This is a genomic window from Anabaena sp. UHCC 0451, assembly GCF_034931405.1.
Classification (GTDB): domain Bacteria; phylum Cyanobacteriota; class Cyanobacteriia; order Cyanobacteriales; family Nostocaceae; genus RDYJ01.
This window is the reverse complement of the sequence record NZ_JAYGHA010000036.1, coordinates 42,735-58,622: the sequence shown is the minus strand read 5'-3', so window position 1 is coordinate 58,622 and position 15,888 is coordinate 42,735. Positions and strand designations below refer to the sequence as shown.

Below are 15,888 nucleotides of genomic sequence, written 5' to 3'. Positions count from 1 at the left end.
CAAGTACAAGTTACCCCCAATGGAACTATTCTTCAAGTTGACGAAGAAATTGATCCTAGTGCAGTACCAGAAATTGCTGTTAAAGCCTTTAAAAGATGGTCACCAAATGATCAAGTAATTAGTATTTGGCGCAGTACCAGATTAGGAGAACTTTATTATCAATTTGTGATTAAAGATTTTTGGTTAGAAGTTGCTACAGATGGTAATAAAATAGTGATTTATAGGAAAAAACTTAATCTCTAGAACTATTCATTGTTTTTTATCATTTAGGGGTTTGGTATATATTCATGAAATTTTTCAGATTCACTAACTACCAGCAATTTTTAACTGCTACTTTAGTCAGTACCACAACAATCATTTTCACTGCTCATACTGCTTTCGCTCAAGTATTAAGGGGTGCTGGTGATGGATTTGTACAACCATTGCTAGAACGTTATCGCCAAGAATATGAATCACAAACAGGTGAAAAATTCAAATATACCGCCGTTGGTAGTGGTGGGGGAATTAGATTTTTTATTAATGACTCCGTAGAATTTGCTGCTACTACTTTAATTCCTACTCCCATTGAAATTAATCAAATGGAAGATGGTTTATTGATGTTACCGACGGGGGGAAGCAGTGTAGCTATTGTTTATAATCTCAAAGAAGTAAGTAGTACCGTAAAATTATCCCGTGATCAATTAGGGAAAATATTCACAGGTGAAATTACTAATTGGCAACAAATTAATCCCAAATTTCCTAATCAGAAAATCCAAGTTGTAACTTGTGCTAAAAATTGCAGTACCAGTTTTATTCTCACTAAATACCTTCAGAAAATTACTGGGGGGAAAATTCTCCCTAGTCAAAATCCAGAATGGAAATTTCCTGTATTTTCGGCATTAACAGAAGATAGTGCGATCGCTGGAGAAGTAAGCAGAACTGAGGGAGCAATTGGTTATGTACAAACAAGTATAGCTCTACAAGAAAATCTATCCATTGCCAGTCTTGAAAATAAAGCTGGTAATTATCTTCAACCAACTGTAGAAACAACAGAGAAAGCCTTAGCAAATGTCAAGTTTAATAATGATTTTACTACCGAAGATATTCAAGATCCAGAAAATGGTTATCCTTTAGTAAGTTTAACTTGGCTACTACTCCCTAAAAATTATGATGATCAAAAAATTCTGGAAAAAACCCAAAGTTTAGTAACATGGATTTTTACCCAAGGACAAAAATTAAATCCAGAATTAGGATATACAAAAGTTCCTGATGATGTTAATAAAAAAGCAATTGTAGCTATTAATAATCAATTTAAAATCAGTTCTATGGCAGCAATTAGCGGAGATGATTTAAGATTATCTCCCATTGGCAATCTATATGATAATACTCCCAGTGATGTACAACCCATTGTTAACGTCAATCAATTAATAGATATTGATCCTCAACATTGGGCTTATTCAGCATTAAGTAATTTAGTAGAAAAACATCAATGTCTGAGCGGTACTTCTCAAAATACATTTACTGGGAATAGAACACTAAAACGCCATGAATTTGCATTTATGTTAAATTCGTGTTTGTTGAAAATTAGGCGATCGCTTGATAGTTTACAAACCAATAAATTAGCTAATAAACAAGACTTAGCAGTTGTCCAAAGATTACAAACAGAATTTACTCAAGAACTCCAAAATATAACTAATAGAGTAGATAATTTAGAAGAAAAAACTGCATTGATTCGAGATCAGCAATTTAGCACAACTACAGTTTTAAGAGGTAGAGTAGATTTTAACTTAATTAGTGGTTTTGGTGATAAAAAAGCAGTAGCCCCTGGTGCAAATTCCACCGAAAAATTAACTGTGAATCCTACCTTTTCAGGACGCGCATCACTCACCCTAGATACTAGTTTTACAGGTAAAGATAAACTACAAACCCAACTAGTTGCAGGGAATATTAATAATTTAAATAGTGCCATCACAGGAACAGATATGACTCTTTTGATAGGTGCTACAAACACCAATAATAATGTCAGACTAGGAACAATCTTTTATCAATTTCCCATAGGTGATAAAGGCATAATTGCTATTGCTCCCGTGGCTGATTTTCCTACGCGGATTTTTCCAGCACTTAATCCTGTGAGTTCAATTTCTAACTTTGGTGCAGAAAGTCCTATTTATTCCTTTGCATTTGGTAGTGGTGCTGTAGGTTATTATCAATTCACCGATCAATTAGCAGCAGGTATTAGTTATTTAACCACCTCTGGAAATGATCCAAATGAAGGATTATTTGGCGGACAATATACCTTACTAAGTCAAGTAACCTATACCCCCTCAGATAAACTTGGTATTGCCTTTACCTATGGTAATTATTATGCCTCCAAACCAGGATCAACTATTAATGTGACTGGTAGTAAAGGTAGTCAATTTGCTCAATTACCTTTTGGGGAAAATACACCAACTTCTTCCAATGCTTTTGGTTTACAATTAACCTACAAATTAAGCAATAAATTGGTTTTAGGCGGTTGGACTAGCTACTTTAAGACTGAAAATAAAGCTATAGCTAGTTTAAATGGAATAGATTTTAATCCCGGTGCAAATGCAGATATTTGGAGTTGGGCAGTTACTGCATCTTTAACAGATTTGGGCAAATTAGGTAGTCAATTAAGTTTTGTGTTCGGGATGCCACCTAAAGTTACAAGTAATGATATTATGCAACGCAGGGATCGAGATACTTCCTTACATTGGGAATTATCTTATCGTTACCCATTGACTGAGAGAATTGATCTAACTCCTGGATTTTTAATGATTACTAATCCAGAACATAACGCCGCTAATGATACAATTTGGGTAGGATTGATCAGGACTTCTTTTAAATTTTGATCCCTACTTTAATCAACATTGGACAATCAAAATATTGCTTGAGCAACTTTAAATTTAAAAAAATAGATACAAAAGGGTAGTTGGGATTGATTTTTTGTCAAGTTTAATTACTTTTTTGCCAGCATTCAGAAAACAAGATTTAAATATCTGTTAAAATCCTCAACGCTGATAAAAATCATCCAATGATCTAAAATCAACAGACTCAAATATCTAACAGAGTAAACAGGGTAAAAATGGAAATTATCTCTAACGCGCTCAAAAGTATTGATTACTCTAATTTTCCCATTGCGAAAATTGCTGCTGTTCTTGTCATATTAACGCTAACACAGACATTAAGAAGATTTGTTTTAGCAGTGATCATTAAAACCATTGAAAATTTTACCAAGAAAACAGAAACTACCCTTGATGATGAATTAATTGCTATTGTTAAGCCAGCTTTAAATTGGCTAATTCTCATTGGTGGATTTTGGCTAATCAAAGAAATTCTTGCCCAGGAATTAGGGTCTCAATTAACCGAAACTATTGGTAAAAGTATCAACCTAATAGTTCTTTTTATTATTGGCTATGTTGTTTATCGTAGTTCATCAATTTTAGGTCAACTAATTGCTAATGTTGTACTGCAAACAGAAACTGAGCTTGATGAATTACTCAGACCTTTGATGCCGAAAATTTTTCAATCGGCTGCAATTATTGTATTAGTAATTAAAATTAGTGAAATCTTTTTAGGACAATCTGCGGCGGCTTTAGTTGGGTTACTCGGTGGTGCTGGTATCACTTTAGGTTTACTGTTCAAAGACATTGTTTATGACTGGTTTTGTACAATTATTATCTATTCCGATAATCTTTATCGAGAAGGTGATTGGGTAGGAATATCAGGAGTAGATGGTTTTGTACAGATACTCGGTATTGGATTTAGAACCACAACACTGCACATAGCTAAATGGGGTTCAATCATCAAAATGCCCAATTCTCGCATGATTTCTGGAATTGTGGAAAATTGGTCACAAAATCCAGGGGAAGAATTAAAGTGGGGGCTGAATTTAATTCTCAAAATTGATGGTATTTCCGCAAAAAAAACTGCGAGAATTTGCGATGCTATTCAACAAATGCCAGCATCTATTCCTGGTTTTTCTCCTAAGTGTACAGTGCGTTTCAAAAACATTGAAAAGAATGCTCGCGTAATTGAATTGATGGCATTTGTGAATGATGATAACTTGTATTTTGATGCTGAGAGAAACTTAAATTTAGCCATTTTGGAACTTTTGGAGCAAGAGGGTATTGATTCTCTGTATGTAGAATTAAGAACAGAACCAGAAAAATATAAACCGGTGAAAAATAGCAATAATTAAAACAGTTGAGAATAGATATACCCGAATTTTTTGTGAATTTGGGTATCATAAAAATGCAAAAATTACTTCACTATGAACATACTAATTATCTTGGCTGAAGTTGGCATTTTAATAATTGTTTTTCTCTTATTAAGATGGCTTGTAGGTAAGTTATTCAAGCTCCTGGTTAAATTATCAATATTGAAGGGTGACGATTTAAGAATCAAAATTCTGCGCCGCAATATTACTGGGTTCTTATTACTTAGTTGTATAATATTGTGCCTTTTAATTGTCGGTGCTAATGGTTTTCTCATCTATCGGGGTGAAAACATCCAACAATATACAATAGCCCTGATTCGCCGGATTCCATCAGGATTTTGGGTTACTTTAGGAATTGATCTGGCTAAAAGTATTGGTGTTGTAATTACAGCAATATTTTCTCTAAAAGTGATCAAATCTTGGTTAAAAATAGCTAGTAATCGTGCTAAGAATTTAGATCAAAACACCGCCGATGATGAAAGTATTGACGCTTTTTTTACTGCACTCAATCAAAGAATCAGAGGTGGAATTTGGCTATGGGTTCTCATTATTTGTACCCAATTTCTCAAATTACCCACAGTAGTTTCTGAATATCTATATATCGCACTGCGGATTTATTTGATCATTAGTGTGGGATTACTCATACTCAAAGCAGTGGCCGCAATTGTTGATATTTTAGATGTTCTAAGCGTCAGATATTCCAGTCCTGATAATTTATTAAGATTTTATGATCGTCTCCAACACCTGATTCCTTTTTTGAAAAGGTGTTTAGAATTTGTGATTTATGTCTGTACAGTAACATTGGTAGTTCAGCAAGTTCAGTTAATAGCTAAATTGGCTACTTTTGGTTTAAAAATTATCAAAATCATTGCTATCATCTTCTTGAGTCGCGTGATGTTTGAAGTGATTTACTTACTACTAGAAGAGGTGCTATTTAAAGATCAGGATTTGACTGATACCCAAAGAAGTAGACGTTTAACTATGATTCCTTTGTTTCGTAGTTTGTTACAATATTTTATCTACTTTAGTGTTGCGGTTTCTATTCTTTATATTCTTAATATTAATCCTACTCCTATTTTAGCTGGTGCTGGGATTGTGGGTATTGCTGTAGGATTAGGCGCACAAACATTAATTAATGATATAGTTTGTGGCTTCTTTATTCTTTTTGAAAATTACTATTTGGTAGGTGATTATATTGAAGCTGGGAAAGCTGAAGAAAAAGCAGTAGAGGGTACTGTGGAAGCAATAGAACTGAGAACCACCCGCATTAGACATCCTAATGGTCAATTACATATTATTCGTAATGGTGATATTGGTTCAATTACTAATTATTCTAAACAATATATATTTGCGGTTGTGGAAGTGAATGTACCTTGTGATGCCAATTTATCACATATATATGAAGTAATTCAGGAAATAGGACAACATTTAAAAGAAAATGAGCTAGATGTGGTTGAACCAACTTTTGTAGAAGGTGTGGAAAGTTTGAGTGAATCTCACTTATTGTTGCGAACTTTAACTAAGGTTAAACCGGGAAAACATCTGCATATTCAGCGTGTTCTTCGTAAACTTTATATGGATAATTTTCAAAACCAATGTATTTTACTTCCTGCTACTATTCCCAGGAGTGAAGATTAAAAAGCCATCTTGAATAAATTTGGTCAAATTAGGCAGTTAATTAAGTTTTGTATTTGGTATGTCTTCCACAGTATGAAACAATGATAATCTACAAAAGCTTGATCAAAATATAAAGTTCACTGTTGCGAAACTCGGTTATCAATAATTGAAACTATCAAAGATTAACAGAGGATTACCATGAAATCAAAAAATCCAAGCATCGGATTAGTTGAAGTACCTGCTTTGGGATTATATGACGAAGAAGGACATAATTGGACAGCATTATATAGACGTAATACCTTGTTAAGTAAACAGGTATTAATGGCAGATTTACAAGCTGGTGGTTTTGATGCTCAATTGGTAAATCTCAAAGCTGGTGATTCTAAAGAACCCTTTGGAGAAGTAACTTGGAAAGGGATGAATTTGACCAAAGCCTATGTAGGCCAGAGAATTTATGATATAGATCCAGAAACCTATGATGCTTGGGGAATTACTGTTAATTATACCCAAGAGCGCCAAGTAACTTGTATGGCGATCGCTCATTTTGCGAGTAAAGGAAAACCCGTTGTAGTTGGTGGTTCAGATGCGATCGCCGAACCCAAATATTATTTAGATGCAGGTGCAACAGCGATAGTAATTGATAAATCTGGAGCAGCTAACTGGCCGATTTTTGACTATGTACTCGGTAAAACTCCCAGAGAAAAACTCACAGGAGTAATATTAGCCGATGGTACTTATCATCCCACACGCCCACAAGCCATGAGTCCTGATCAATGGGCTTTACCATCGGTAGATGTAGCCAGACAATGTTTAGGACAAGAATATTCAGAAGAACCCTTTGTGGAAGATTTAGTACCCATAGGTTCGGTATATCCTGACATTGGATGCGATCGCAAATGTGACTTTTGCCAAACACCAACCTACACATCAGGTTATCGGCGAATGTCACCCCAAACTACCATCAATTGGATTGCTCGACAAAAAGAAGCCGGCGCAAAATGTACAGTTATGGGTTCAGATCAATTTCTTGGTAGAGTGCTATTTCCAGGAGGAAAAGAAGAAATTCTCGAAATCACCACAGCAGCGCGAGAAATGGGAATGCCACTTTTATGGCCTAACGGTTTAGAACTTAGAAAAGCCACATTAGGAAGAGGACGCAACTATGATCACACGGACCTCACACCAGATGAAGAAATCATAGAAGCACTGTGGGGATGGGATGGTAAAGTTGGCGGATTTTTAGGATATATTCCCGCAGAACGTCCCGTTTTTGGCAGAGAATCTTACAGTAAACTGCTGCCCTGGCAACAACATTGTGAGATGATGAAACTTATTGTCAGAGCAGGTCTTCCCGTCATCATTTATGGTTTAATTATTGGTCTTCCCGACGACAACCACGACAGTTTACTTCGTCTCGAAGAAGCAGTATCAGAACTCCATCAACAACTCAGAGAAATTAACCCAGACTTAGAATTTCAAGTAGCTTCCTATGCAATTTCTCCCATCCCCGGAACACCTCAAGGAGAAAACATTCGTAAATCAGGACTACTACGTTTTGATGATCCATCCATCGTTGGTGGTTTATGGACTCCCAGTTGTGACACCCACCATCTCAGCTATCAAGATATATCTGATTGGCAATTTAGACTATCTCAAATCGGTAAAGCAGAATCTAAAATCATCAACTATCATGGAGGACTCACAAAAATAGCTGCTGGTGTCAACTAAGTAATGATAAAAATTCCGGGGTTGCTTAACTCCGGGATAAAATCATTAAACAATAACTCTATTTCTCTCTGCGCCTCTGCGTGAAAAAAATATCCCATTAATTAAGTAAGTTAACAATGATCAGACCACAACCCATCCCCCCAAAACCCGGACAAGAATCAGTTTGGGACTACCCCCGTCCCGCAATTTTACAAGATACCGACAAACACCTAAAAGTAATTTGTAATGGTATTGTTTTAGCAGAAACAACCAGAGGAAAAAGAGTCTTAGAAACCAGTCATCCGCCAACTTATTACTTCCCCCCAGAAGATATCAAACTAGAATATTTAATTGAAACACCCAAGAAAAATTTGTGTGAATGGAAAGGTGCATATCAATATTATGATATCAAGATTGGTGATAAGTATATCAATTTTGCATCTTGGCGATATTTTAACCCCACACCAGATTTTCTACCCATTCAAGAATATTATGGTTTTATCGCAGCCTTAATGGATGCTTGTTATGTAAATGATGAGCTAGTAAAACCCCAATCTGGTGATTTTTATGGCGGATGGATCACTGCTGATATTGTTGGACCATTTAAAGGTGAACCAGGTACTTGGGGATGGTAAATTTCGTAGGTTGAGTTGAACAAAGTGAAACCCAACAAAACTTAATTTCGTAGTTTGGTTTAAACCATAGTAAATTTCATGGGTTAGTTGAACAAAGTGAAACCCAACAAAAGTTAATCATCTGATCAATGTTGGGTTTCCTAACGTCAACCCAACCTACATTATGAAATCAAAAATAACTTTATAATCATGAAAATATCAGTTATAAAAATTTATAGTTTAAAAATTCACGAACATCATATAGAAATTAGCTACAGTGCAGATAAATTTCAATTTTCTACTAAGATTTTCTATCATGATGTTTCTTTTTCTAGGTTGATGGAAAAATATTCTCAACCAATCATACAACGAATAGTTTCTCACATTGCCTTATTTGAAGGCATGAAATTTTGTTCTTTATTTCCACAATATTATGATATTTCTGTTATTGCTGAATATTTGGAACCTGCGGTTTTAGATTTATTTGTGCAAATTTATCAAGGTGTATTTGGACAACATTGGTATGAAAATAATATCACTGACTATCAACAACCAGAAATTATTACTTCCCAAGAATTAGGAAAAAGTCAACCTACAACTATTTTAGGTGATCATCAAACAATTCTTGCTGGTTGTGGTGGTGGAAAAGATAGCATTTTAGCTATGAAAATGTTAGAAGAAGTAGCTATTCCTTTTGCGTCTATGCAATATTCCCATAGCGTTTACGGAAAAGCCGATTTTCAACATCATTTAATTTCCCAAGTCTTAGAATGTGTTAAACCTACCTCCAAACATCAAATATCTATTTTTGATGATTTTACAGAATTTCCCTTTTTGAAATTATACTTTCCTGAAAATTCTGGTATTACTGCACCAGAAACACCAGTTTCTATTTTTGAATCTTTAATTTTAATGTTAGATCAAGGATATAATTATCTATGTTTAGCCCATGAAAAAAGCGCAAATACAGGTAATTTATTCTGGGATGAAATAGGAAAAGAAGTTAATCATCAATGGGGTAAAGGTTTAGAAGCAGAACAGATTTTGGATCAATTTATCCAAGAACACCTATTAACTAACTTTAAATACTTCAGTATTTTACAACCAATTTACGATTATCGCATCTTTAAAAACTTTAGTAAATACCCTGAATTTATTCCCAAAATACATTCTTGTAATGTCCAAAAACCTTGGTGTGAAAAATGCCCTAAATGTGCTTATGTTTGGTTAGGTTTAATGGCATTTTCCCAACAAAGTATTGTTAATGAAGTTTTTAAAAACAACTTATTTGATGATGTAGAATTACTTCCTACTTTCCGAGAAATGGTAGGTTTAGGTGAACACACACCCTTTGAATGTATTGGAGAAATTGAAGAAAGTCGGTTGTATATGAAAAGATGTGTAGAAAGAGGTTTAACAGGTAAAGCTTTGGATATGTTTACTGAAGAAATTTTATCAGACAAGAGAATTAATTGGCAGGAAATAGAAAAGAAATATAATTCTGTTTGTAGCACAGAACACACTATACCTGATTGGATATTTGAGAAAATTAAGGAACAGTTGTAATTGACAAGATTGGCCTATGCTAATTCTTTTTTGTTGATATAATAAAATTGCTAGTTCAGTTTTAAGCATATACAGCAGATTGCAAATCCATGAGGTACAAACTGACTCACCAAAACTCAAGCAGTAAGGGTATTTTACCTCCTGCCTCCTGCCTTCTGCTATAACTATAAAGGATGATCTCAGCAATGAATAAATCACAGGTTGATATCATATTACAACAAGTAAAACAAGCTTTGCAAAATCTTTATCAAGACAAATTATCGGCAATTATACTATATGGTTCTCAAGCGAGAGAAGAAGCTAAAGAATTTTCTGATATTGATATTTTGGTAGTTCTCAAATCAGAAATTAACCCCTATCACGAAATTGATAGAACCAGTCAGATAATATCTGAAATTTGTCTAAATCATGATGTGGTTATTTCCCGTCATTTTATATCTTCTGCAAAATTTGAAAATGAAAATACTCCCTTTAATTACAATGTCAAAAAAGAGGGTATTTTCCTATGAACTCGGAACAACATAAATTTATTAAAAAAGCTAAAGAAAGTTTACTAGCATCTGAGATTTTAGCAGAAAATAAATTATATAACTTTGCGGCTTCCAGAGCGTATTATACCATGTTCTATATTGCCGAAGCCTTTTTGTGGCAGCAAGGGTTTACTTTTTCTAGTCATGCTGCTGTAATTTCATGTTTTGGTAGAGAAGTTGCTAAAAAGGGAATTGTTCCCCTGGAATTTCACCGTTATTTGATTGATGCTCAAGATAAAAGGACTCAAGGAGATTATAGTATTGATGATACCGTTAATTTAAGTGAGGAAGATGTGAGAATTTTGATTGAACAAAGCAAAAAATTTATTGAAATTGCCGAGAAAAATTTATAAGCGTGAAAAATCATATTAAAACTATAATTTTTTAGATTTTAACCACTCCCTTACCACATCTTCCACTGGTTGAGATTGATTATCAACTTGATAATTCATCTTTTGTATTTCTTGAGTAGAAATTTTACCCGCTAATTGATTAATAGTTTCTACCAACTCAGGATATTTTTCTAGTATTTCTTGATTAAAAACAGGTACAGCTTCATAAGGTGGAAAGTATTTTTTATCATCTTCTAACATTGCTAGGTTCAAAACTTGAATTAAACCATCTGTAGAATTTGTAGCGATAAAATCAACTTGTTTCTCCTTTAATGCTTGATACATTACCCCTAATTCCATTTGTTTAATCTTGGCAAATTTTAAACCATAGGTTTTAGATAAACCAGGATAACCGTCAGCACGTTCTAAAAATTCATAACCAAAACCTGCTTGCAATTGGGGAGTATATTTAGCAATTTCTGAAAGGGTTTTAACTTGCCATTTTTTCGCATCTTCAGGACGAATAAGCATAGCATAAGTATTTTCAAAACCCAAAGGTTGCATAACTGTTAAATTATATTTTTCTTGATATGCCTTTTTAGTTATTTCATAAACAACTTGCGGATCTGTAATGGTTTTTTCTTTTAAAACTGCTGCAAATGCAGTACCTGTATATTCTACATAACCTGCGATTTTTCCTGCTTTTACCGCTTCATGGGCAATAAATGTACCAGCTAAATTCAACTTCCTATCTACTTTTAAATTAGTATGATTTTCTATTTGCTGTGCTAATATTTCCCCTAAAATAACCTGTTCAGTAAAATTTTTTGATCCAATAGTAATTGTTGCTGGAGTTTGTTGATAGTTAAATGCTATTAATCCGGCTATAATTAAACCAATTATTCCTAAAATAATGCGTATATTTCGATTAAACTTACCTTTATTTTCTGTTTGTTTAGTCAGTTTTTTTTCTAAAAATCCTAAACCAAAATCTGCACTTAAAGCAATAAAAGCAGCGGGGACTGCACCTGCTAAAATTAATTCATTATTAACTGTAGAAATTCCTCGAAAAATAAATACTCCCAAACCGCCACCACCAATAGCAGCAGCAATTGTGGCAATTCCTACAGATATTACTGTTGCAACTCTCACACCTGCTAAAATAACTGGTAAAGCCAGGGGAATTTCTACTTGTAATAATAATTGTTGATCTGTCATTCCCATCCCTACACCAGCTTCTTTAATGGCGGGGTTGATGCTATTAATGCCAATGTAAGTATTACGAATTATCGGTAATAAAGCATAAAGAGTTAAAGCAACAATGGCGGGATTTTTACCTATTCCTCCCAGGAAAGGGACGGAAATTAAAAAACCAAATATGGCTAAACTGGGAATAGTTTGGATAGCATTTGCTAAACCAAGAATAGGAGCAGCTAATTTGGGTTGACGAGTGATAAAAATACCCAAAGGAATACCAATAGAAATGGCCACTATCATGGCTATAGCTACTAATATTAAATGTTCACCACTGTGAAGAATAATTTCTGGAGCATATTGAAATAAAAACATAGTTTTTTTGATTTTAATTGATTTTAATTGATTTTAATTATTTTGTTCCCAATTATTTGCAGTATTTAAACAAGCAAGAAAAGCTTGTGCTTCTGGATGTCTAGATTGAAGTAATTCTCTTCTCGTTCCTAAGACAACTAAATTTCCTGCATACATTAAACCAATTCTAGTTGCTAAAAAGAAAGCTTCTTGAATATCATGGGTGACAAATATTACAGTTTTTCCTAATTGTTGTTGTAAATATTGAAATTGTTGTTGTAATTCTAAACGAGTGATAGGATCAAGTGCGCCAAAAGGTTCATCCATTAATAATATAGGTGGGTCTGCGGCTAAAGCCCTAGCAACTCCAACACGTTGACGCTGACCTCCTGATAGTTGATGAGGATAACGTTGAGCAAATTGTTTGGGTTCTAGTCCAACTAAGTTTAACATTTCATATACTCGCGCCTCAATTTTCTGTGCTGGCCATTTTTCTAAAGATGGTACAAGTCCGACATTTTCGGCGATGGTAAAATGAGGAAATAAGCCTGTTTCTTGGATGACGTAACCAATACGTCGCCGCAGTTTAATAGCATCCCAATTAGTTGTAGAGCGACTTTGGACTAAAACTTGTCCTTGGGTGGGTACAAGCAAATGATTAATTAATTTTAAAGTCGTGGTTTTTCCACTGCCACTACGCCCCAATAAAATCAAAGCTTCCCCTTGATAAATGCTTAGATTTAGGTTAGATAATAAAGGACGATGATTAATTTCAAAACTGACATCTCGAAACTCAACGGCAATTTCTGGTGTTGATAACATGAGTTTTTAGTAAAATAAAATTAAGGCTTGAGGATAAACAATACTATTTGCATATTTTGATTAATTATCACCACAGATATATTATCATGTTTAAAGTTCTCAATCCCCGACTTTTTCAATCAGCCGAGGATTTTGTTTACATTAAAATTTGATAGTTGCAGCGGTAAGAGCTAAAGCACCCCAACCAGCCATTAATGCTAATCCTCCTAATGGTGCAACTGCTCCCAAAGATTTAATACCACTTAAACTGAGAGCATACAAACTACCTGAAAAAATCACCACACCAATAATAAATAACCAACCACTAACTACGAGTGTAGTCGGTGGAATTTCCAAACGACTCATGATCATAGCTACTAATAACAATGCCAGAGCATGATACATTTGATAACGTGCGCCAGTATCGAAAATTTCTAACATTCTTTCACTGACTTTTTCCCGCAAAGCATGAGCGCCAAAAGCACCAGCAGCAACAGATAAACCACCAAAAATAGCAGCTACAGTTAAAAAAATCTGCGTCATAATCACCTAGATGTAAATGAGCAAAACAACACTAAACATCAAAATGATATGATACGCCTCCTTCTTCATTTACTTGAAAATTAGCATTAAATTCTTTAGCTTTTTGATCTAAAAATTGTTGAGCTTCTGATGGTGGTAATTGAGATTGCATGGCAAAACTTAATAAAGTTATTCTGCCATTATTTGCTTGTAACATCTGATAAAATTGCGATAGCTTTGCTTGTTCTTGGCATTGCAAATACTCATTTTGTCGCTCTGTCAAAACTTTTTTATTTTGTCGATTTTGTTTATACATTCCTAATACTAACCATCCCCCCAATAACGCCGTAGGAACGCCAAAAATGATACCTTGAGTAGCAGTATTATCAAGTTGATAAAGTGCGTCTTTATTAATAAAATCTTTTGCCAATGCTTCATCAGGTATCCCTGGTAAAATAGGCTTGAGTGTGGTATTTTTTGTAATTACTGCTGATACTGTTGTTGTTAAAAACATGAATCCGAGTGTGAGCAGCCAACCAGCAGCCAATTTTTCCGCCGTCTTCATAGTTTTACCTCAAAGTTAGACTTTGCTTGCAATTTTAACCTTAGTGTGTTCAAATCCCCGACTTTTTGAAGAAGTTGGGGATATTGTTATTATCGTGTTGCTTCTAACAAACGAGAAAAATAGAAGCTTGTTTTAGTCATGGCTTTTCTTTGCACTTTAAAGCCATTTTTCTCCAGAATTTTCACCACATCAGTTTCACGGTGTAAATAGGCACGAGTAGCTTTACTCGGACCTGGAAAGAAACTACCAATTTTTTTGAGGATAGTGAGGAAACAGGTTTTAGGTGCAAAACTGATAATCATCCGTGATTGTGCCAAAGAACACAGGTGAGAAATCATCTCATCAGCTTTCTCTTGGGGGTAGTGGATGAGAACATCCAAACAAATAACGGTGTGATAATTACCACTTAAAGATTCTAAATCCTGTACCGCGAAAGTAGGATTTATAGAATTGGAAAAAGCTTTTACAGACCTGTCCTGGGCTTCTGATACCATTTTAGCGGATATATCACTGGCGTAAACCTTCGCACCTTCAGTTGCGAGAGGAATACTGAGACTACCCACACCACACCCAGCATCGCAAATAGATAACTCTGATAGATTGTTATCATCTTTTAACCAGCCGATGACTGTATCCACAGTTTGTTGATGTCCAGTACGGATATCTAGCTGAACTTTGTTGACTTCACCATCTCCATAGATGCGTTGCCAACGGTCAAAACCTGTAGAATTGAAGTATTCACGTACTATTGTTTTATCGTCGGCTGCGTTCATAACCTTGATTGTTAAGAGTTCACAATTCTTAAAATTACAATAAAATTATAATACTTGATTTTGATTTAACACACTTTTTAAGTTATAAATTTAAATTCTCAACTTTGTAATTTTTTAGGCTTTAATTTTTGAATCCTCTCAATTAACAACAACTAATTCAAAAATTAACGTGATTTACGTTGTAAAGTAATTATCGTCACTTCTGGCGGACAAAATAAACGTCCGGGCAAATAAGTGCCTAAACCACGATTGACATATAGTTGATTTTTTCCGATTTGATGTAAACCCTCTGACCATTCCCAATGAATAATACTAGGCTTAGTATTTCGCAAAAATGGCATAAAATATTGCAGTTTTTTAGATGTTTTGAGAGCAATTTTTTGGTAAATCATTAATACAGGACCCAATCCGGGAATAACGATTTGTCCACCGTGAGTATGACCAGATAATTGCAAATCTACGCGCCATTTTTGCAATATTTCTGCTGTATCTGGATTATGGGATAAAACTATGCGTGGTGTCTGAGGATCTAGTTGGTTCATGACTGGTGTAGGATTAAATTCTTGTGAGTAAAAATCTGCTAGTCCTACGATTGGTAATTCTTTTCCTAGTGGATAGGAAATTTGATTCCAGAGAACATAAATACCTATATTTGTGAAAGTATCTGTCACTTCAGATTTGGAGTTTCTAGGAAATATATCGTGGTTTCCTAATACAGCATAAATACCACAACGACTTTGCAATTTTTTGAGGTGTTTTGCCAATTTCTTCAGGGGTGCTGTGCTGGTGGTGATGTAGTCGCCGGTTAATAAAATTAAGTCTGGTTGTGCTTGGTTAGTAATTGCGATCGCTCTTGCTAACATTTTATCTGACAATTGCACATCATCATAATGAAAATCTGACATTTGCACTAGTTTTTTACCTTGTAATGATGCAGGTAAACCCGCAATTTTTACCGTTAATTTTTCTATAGTCAACGGTCCAGATAATAATCTGTGCATAATTGTTTAATATTTTGAATATTCTTATTTATAGGTTAACTGAAATTTTTCGGTTTGTTTGTATGAATGAGATAACTTTTGGGAAGTTTTATA

The 15,888-nt window shown here is 34.5% G+C and carries 15 protein-coding genes; 9 read left to right on the top strand and 6 right to left on the bottom strand.

The window, feature by feature from the left end:
• From VB694_RS21630 to VB694_RS21590, 9 genes are all read left to right on the top strand, one after another.
• Nucleotides 1-243, top strand: a 243-nt coding sequence (locus VB694_RS21630; protein ID WP_323362400.1) for a hypothetical protein, incomplete at its 5' end; no start/stop codon positions are given.
• Between the two features lie 44 nt (nucleotides 244-287).
• Nucleotides 288-2,852 carry an iron uptake porin gene (locus tag VB694_RS21625; protein ID WP_323362399.1) on the top strand — a complete coding sequence of 855 codons (2,565 nt, stop codon included), beginning with the start codon at nucleotides 288-290 and terminating at the stop codon, nucleotides 2,850-2,852.
• Between the two features lie 233 nt (nucleotides 2,853-3,085).
• The gene (locus VB694_RS21620; RefSeq protein ID WP_323362398.1) at nucleotides 3,086-4,201 is read left to right on the top strand and encodes a mechanosensitive ion channel family protein; all 1,116 of its coding nucleotides are present in this window, start codon (nucleotides 3,086-3,088) and stop codon (nucleotides 4,199-4,201) included.
• A gap of 72 nt (nucleotides 4,202-4,273) precedes the next feature.
• Nucleotides 4,274-5,857: a mechanosensitive ion channel family protein gene (locus tag VB694_RS21615; RefSeq protein ID WP_323362397.1), complete on the top strand. Its 1,584-nt coding sequence runs from the start codon at nucleotides 4,274-4,276 to the stop codon at nucleotides 5,855-5,857.
• 177 nt (nucleotides 5,858-6,034) lie between these two features.
• Entirely contained in the window at nucleotides 6,035-7,564 is a 1,530-nt protein-coding gene (locus VB694_RS21610; protein ID WP_323362396.1) for a radical SAM protein, read from the top strand.
• Nucleotides 7,565-7,680: 116 nt separating this feature from the next.
• Nucleotides 7,681-8,178, top strand: coding sequence for a DUF427 domain-containing protein (locus tag VB694_RS21605; RefSeq protein ID WP_323362395.1), 498 nt, complete (start codon nucleotides 7,681-7,683; stop codon nucleotides 8,176-8,178).
• A 189-nt stretch (nucleotides 8,179-8,367) separates the two neighbouring features.
• Nucleotides 8,368-9,723 (top strand): hypothetical protein, encoded by a 1,356-nt coding sequence (locus VB694_RS21600; protein ID WP_323362394.1) that lies wholly within the window; start codon nucleotides 8,368-8,370, stop codon nucleotides 9,721-9,723.
• A 185-nt stretch (nucleotides 9,724-9,908) separates the two neighbouring features.
• On the top strand, nucleotides 9,909-10,232 hold the full coding sequence (locus tag VB694_RS21595) for a nucleotidyltransferase domain-containing protein (protein WP_323362393.1): 324 nt from the start codon (nucleotides 9,909-9,911) through the stop codon (nucleotides 10,230-10,232).
• Nucleotides 10,229-10,606 (top strand): HEPN domain-containing protein, encoded by a 378-nt coding sequence (locus VB694_RS21590; RefSeq protein WP_323362392.1) that lies wholly within the window; start codon nucleotides 10,229-10,231, stop codon nucleotides 10,604-10,606. The genes VB694_RS21595 and VB694_RS21590 overlap by 4 nt, the downstream gene beginning before the upstream one ends.
• 21 nt (nucleotides 10,607-10,627) lie before the next feature.
• Here the strand turns inward: VB694_RS21590 and VB694_RS21585 are convergent, their stop codons facing one another.
• The 6 genes from VB694_RS21585 to VB694_RS21560 all read right to left on the bottom strand — a co-directional run bounded on the left by VB694_RS21585 (nucleotide 10,628) and on the right by VB694_RS21560 (nucleotide 15,795).
• The gene (locus VB694_RS21585; RefSeq protein WP_323362391.1) at nucleotides 10,628-12,154 is read right to left on the bottom strand and encodes a glycine betaine ABC transporter substrate-binding protein; all 1,527 of its coding nucleotides are present in this window, start codon (nucleotides 12,152-12,154) and stop codon (nucleotides 10,628-10,630) included.
• 33 nt (nucleotides 12,155-12,187) lie between these two features.
• Complete coding sequence (locus VB694_RS21580; protein ID WP_323362390.1) at nucleotides 12,188-12,955, bottom strand: ATP-binding cassette domain-containing protein; 768 nt, start codon at nucleotides 12,953-12,955, stop codon at nucleotides 12,188-12,190.
• 141 nt (nucleotides 12,956-13,096) lie between these two features.
• Nucleotides 13,097-13,477: a DUF423 domain-containing protein gene (locus VB694_RS21575; protein ID WP_323362389.1), complete on the bottom strand. Its 381-nt coding sequence runs from the start codon at nucleotides 13,475-13,477 to the stop codon at nucleotides 13,097-13,099.
• Nucleotides 13,478-13,508: 31 nt separating this feature from the next.
• On the bottom strand, nucleotides 13,509-14,021 hold the full coding sequence (locus VB694_RS21570) for a hypothetical protein (protein WP_323362388.1): 513 nt from the start codon (nucleotides 14,019-14,021) through the stop codon (nucleotides 13,509-13,511).
• 89 nt (nucleotides 14,022-14,110) lie between these two features.
• A complete protein-coding gene (gene bchM, locus VB694_RS21565; RefSeq protein WP_323362387.1) occupies nucleotides 14,111-14,794 on the bottom strand; it encodes a magnesium protoporphyrin IX methyltransferase in 684 nt (227 codons plus the stop codon).
• A gap of 164 nt (nucleotides 14,795-14,958) precedes the next feature.
• On the bottom strand, nucleotides 14,959-15,795 hold the full coding sequence (locus tag VB694_RS21560; RefSeq protein ID WP_323362386.1) for a metallophosphoesterase: 837 nt from the start codon (nucleotides 15,793-15,795) through the stop codon (nucleotides 14,959-14,961).
• Nucleotides 15,796-15,888 lie beyond the last annotated feature (93 nt).

Coding starts and splice junctions, on each gene's coding strand:
- VB694_RS21625 (WP_323362399.1), top strand. CDS start 288: ATGAAATTTTTCAGATTCACTAACTACCAGCAATTTTTAACTGCTACT.
- VB694_RS21620 (WP_323362398.1), top strand. CDS start 3,086: ATGGAAATTATCTCTAACGCGCTCAAAAGTATTGATTACTCTAATTTT.
- VB694_RS21615 (WP_323362397.1), top strand. CDS start 4,274: ATGAACATACTAATTATCTTGGCTGAAGTTGGCATTTTAATAATTGTT.
- VB694_RS21610 (WP_323362396.1), top strand. CDS start 6,035: ATGAAATCAAAAAATCCAAGCATCGGATTAGTTGAAGTACCTGCTTTG.
- VB694_RS21605 (WP_323362395.1), top strand. CDS start 7,681: ATGATCAGACCACAACCCATCCCCCCAAAACCCGGACAAGAATCAGTT.
- VB694_RS21600 (WP_323362394.1), top strand. CDS start 8,368: ATGAAAATATCAGTTATAAAAATTTATAGTTTAAAAATTCACGAACAT.
- VB694_RS21595 (WP_323362393.1), top strand. CDS start 9,909: ATGAATAAATCACAGGTTGATATCATATTACAACAAGTAAAACAAGCT.
- VB694_RS21590 (WP_323362392.1), top strand. CDS start 10,229: ATGAACTCGGAACAACATAAATTTATTAAAAAAGCTAAAGAAAGTTTA.
- VB694_RS21585 (WP_323362391.1), bottom strand. CDS start 12,154: ATGTTTTTATTTCAATATGCTCCAGAAATTATTCTTCACAGTGGTGAA.
- VB694_RS21580 (WP_323362390.1), bottom strand. CDS start 12,955: ATGTTATCAACACCAGAAATTGCCGTTGAGTTTCGAGATGTCAGTTTT.
- VB694_RS21575 (WP_323362389.1), bottom strand. CDS start 13,477: ATGACGCAGATTTTTTTAACTGTAGCTGCTATTTTTGGTGGTTTATCT.
- VB694_RS21570 (WP_323362388.1), bottom strand. CDS start 14,021: ATGAAGACGGCGGAAAAATTGGCTGCTGGTTGGCTGCTCACACTCGGA.
- bchM (WP_323362387.1), bottom strand. CDS start 14,794: ATGAACGCAGCCGACGATAAAACAATAGTACGTGAATACTTCAATTCT.
- VB694_RS21560 (WP_323362386.1), bottom strand. CDS start 15,795: ATGCACAGATTATTATCTGGACCGTTGACTATAGAAAAATTAACGGTA.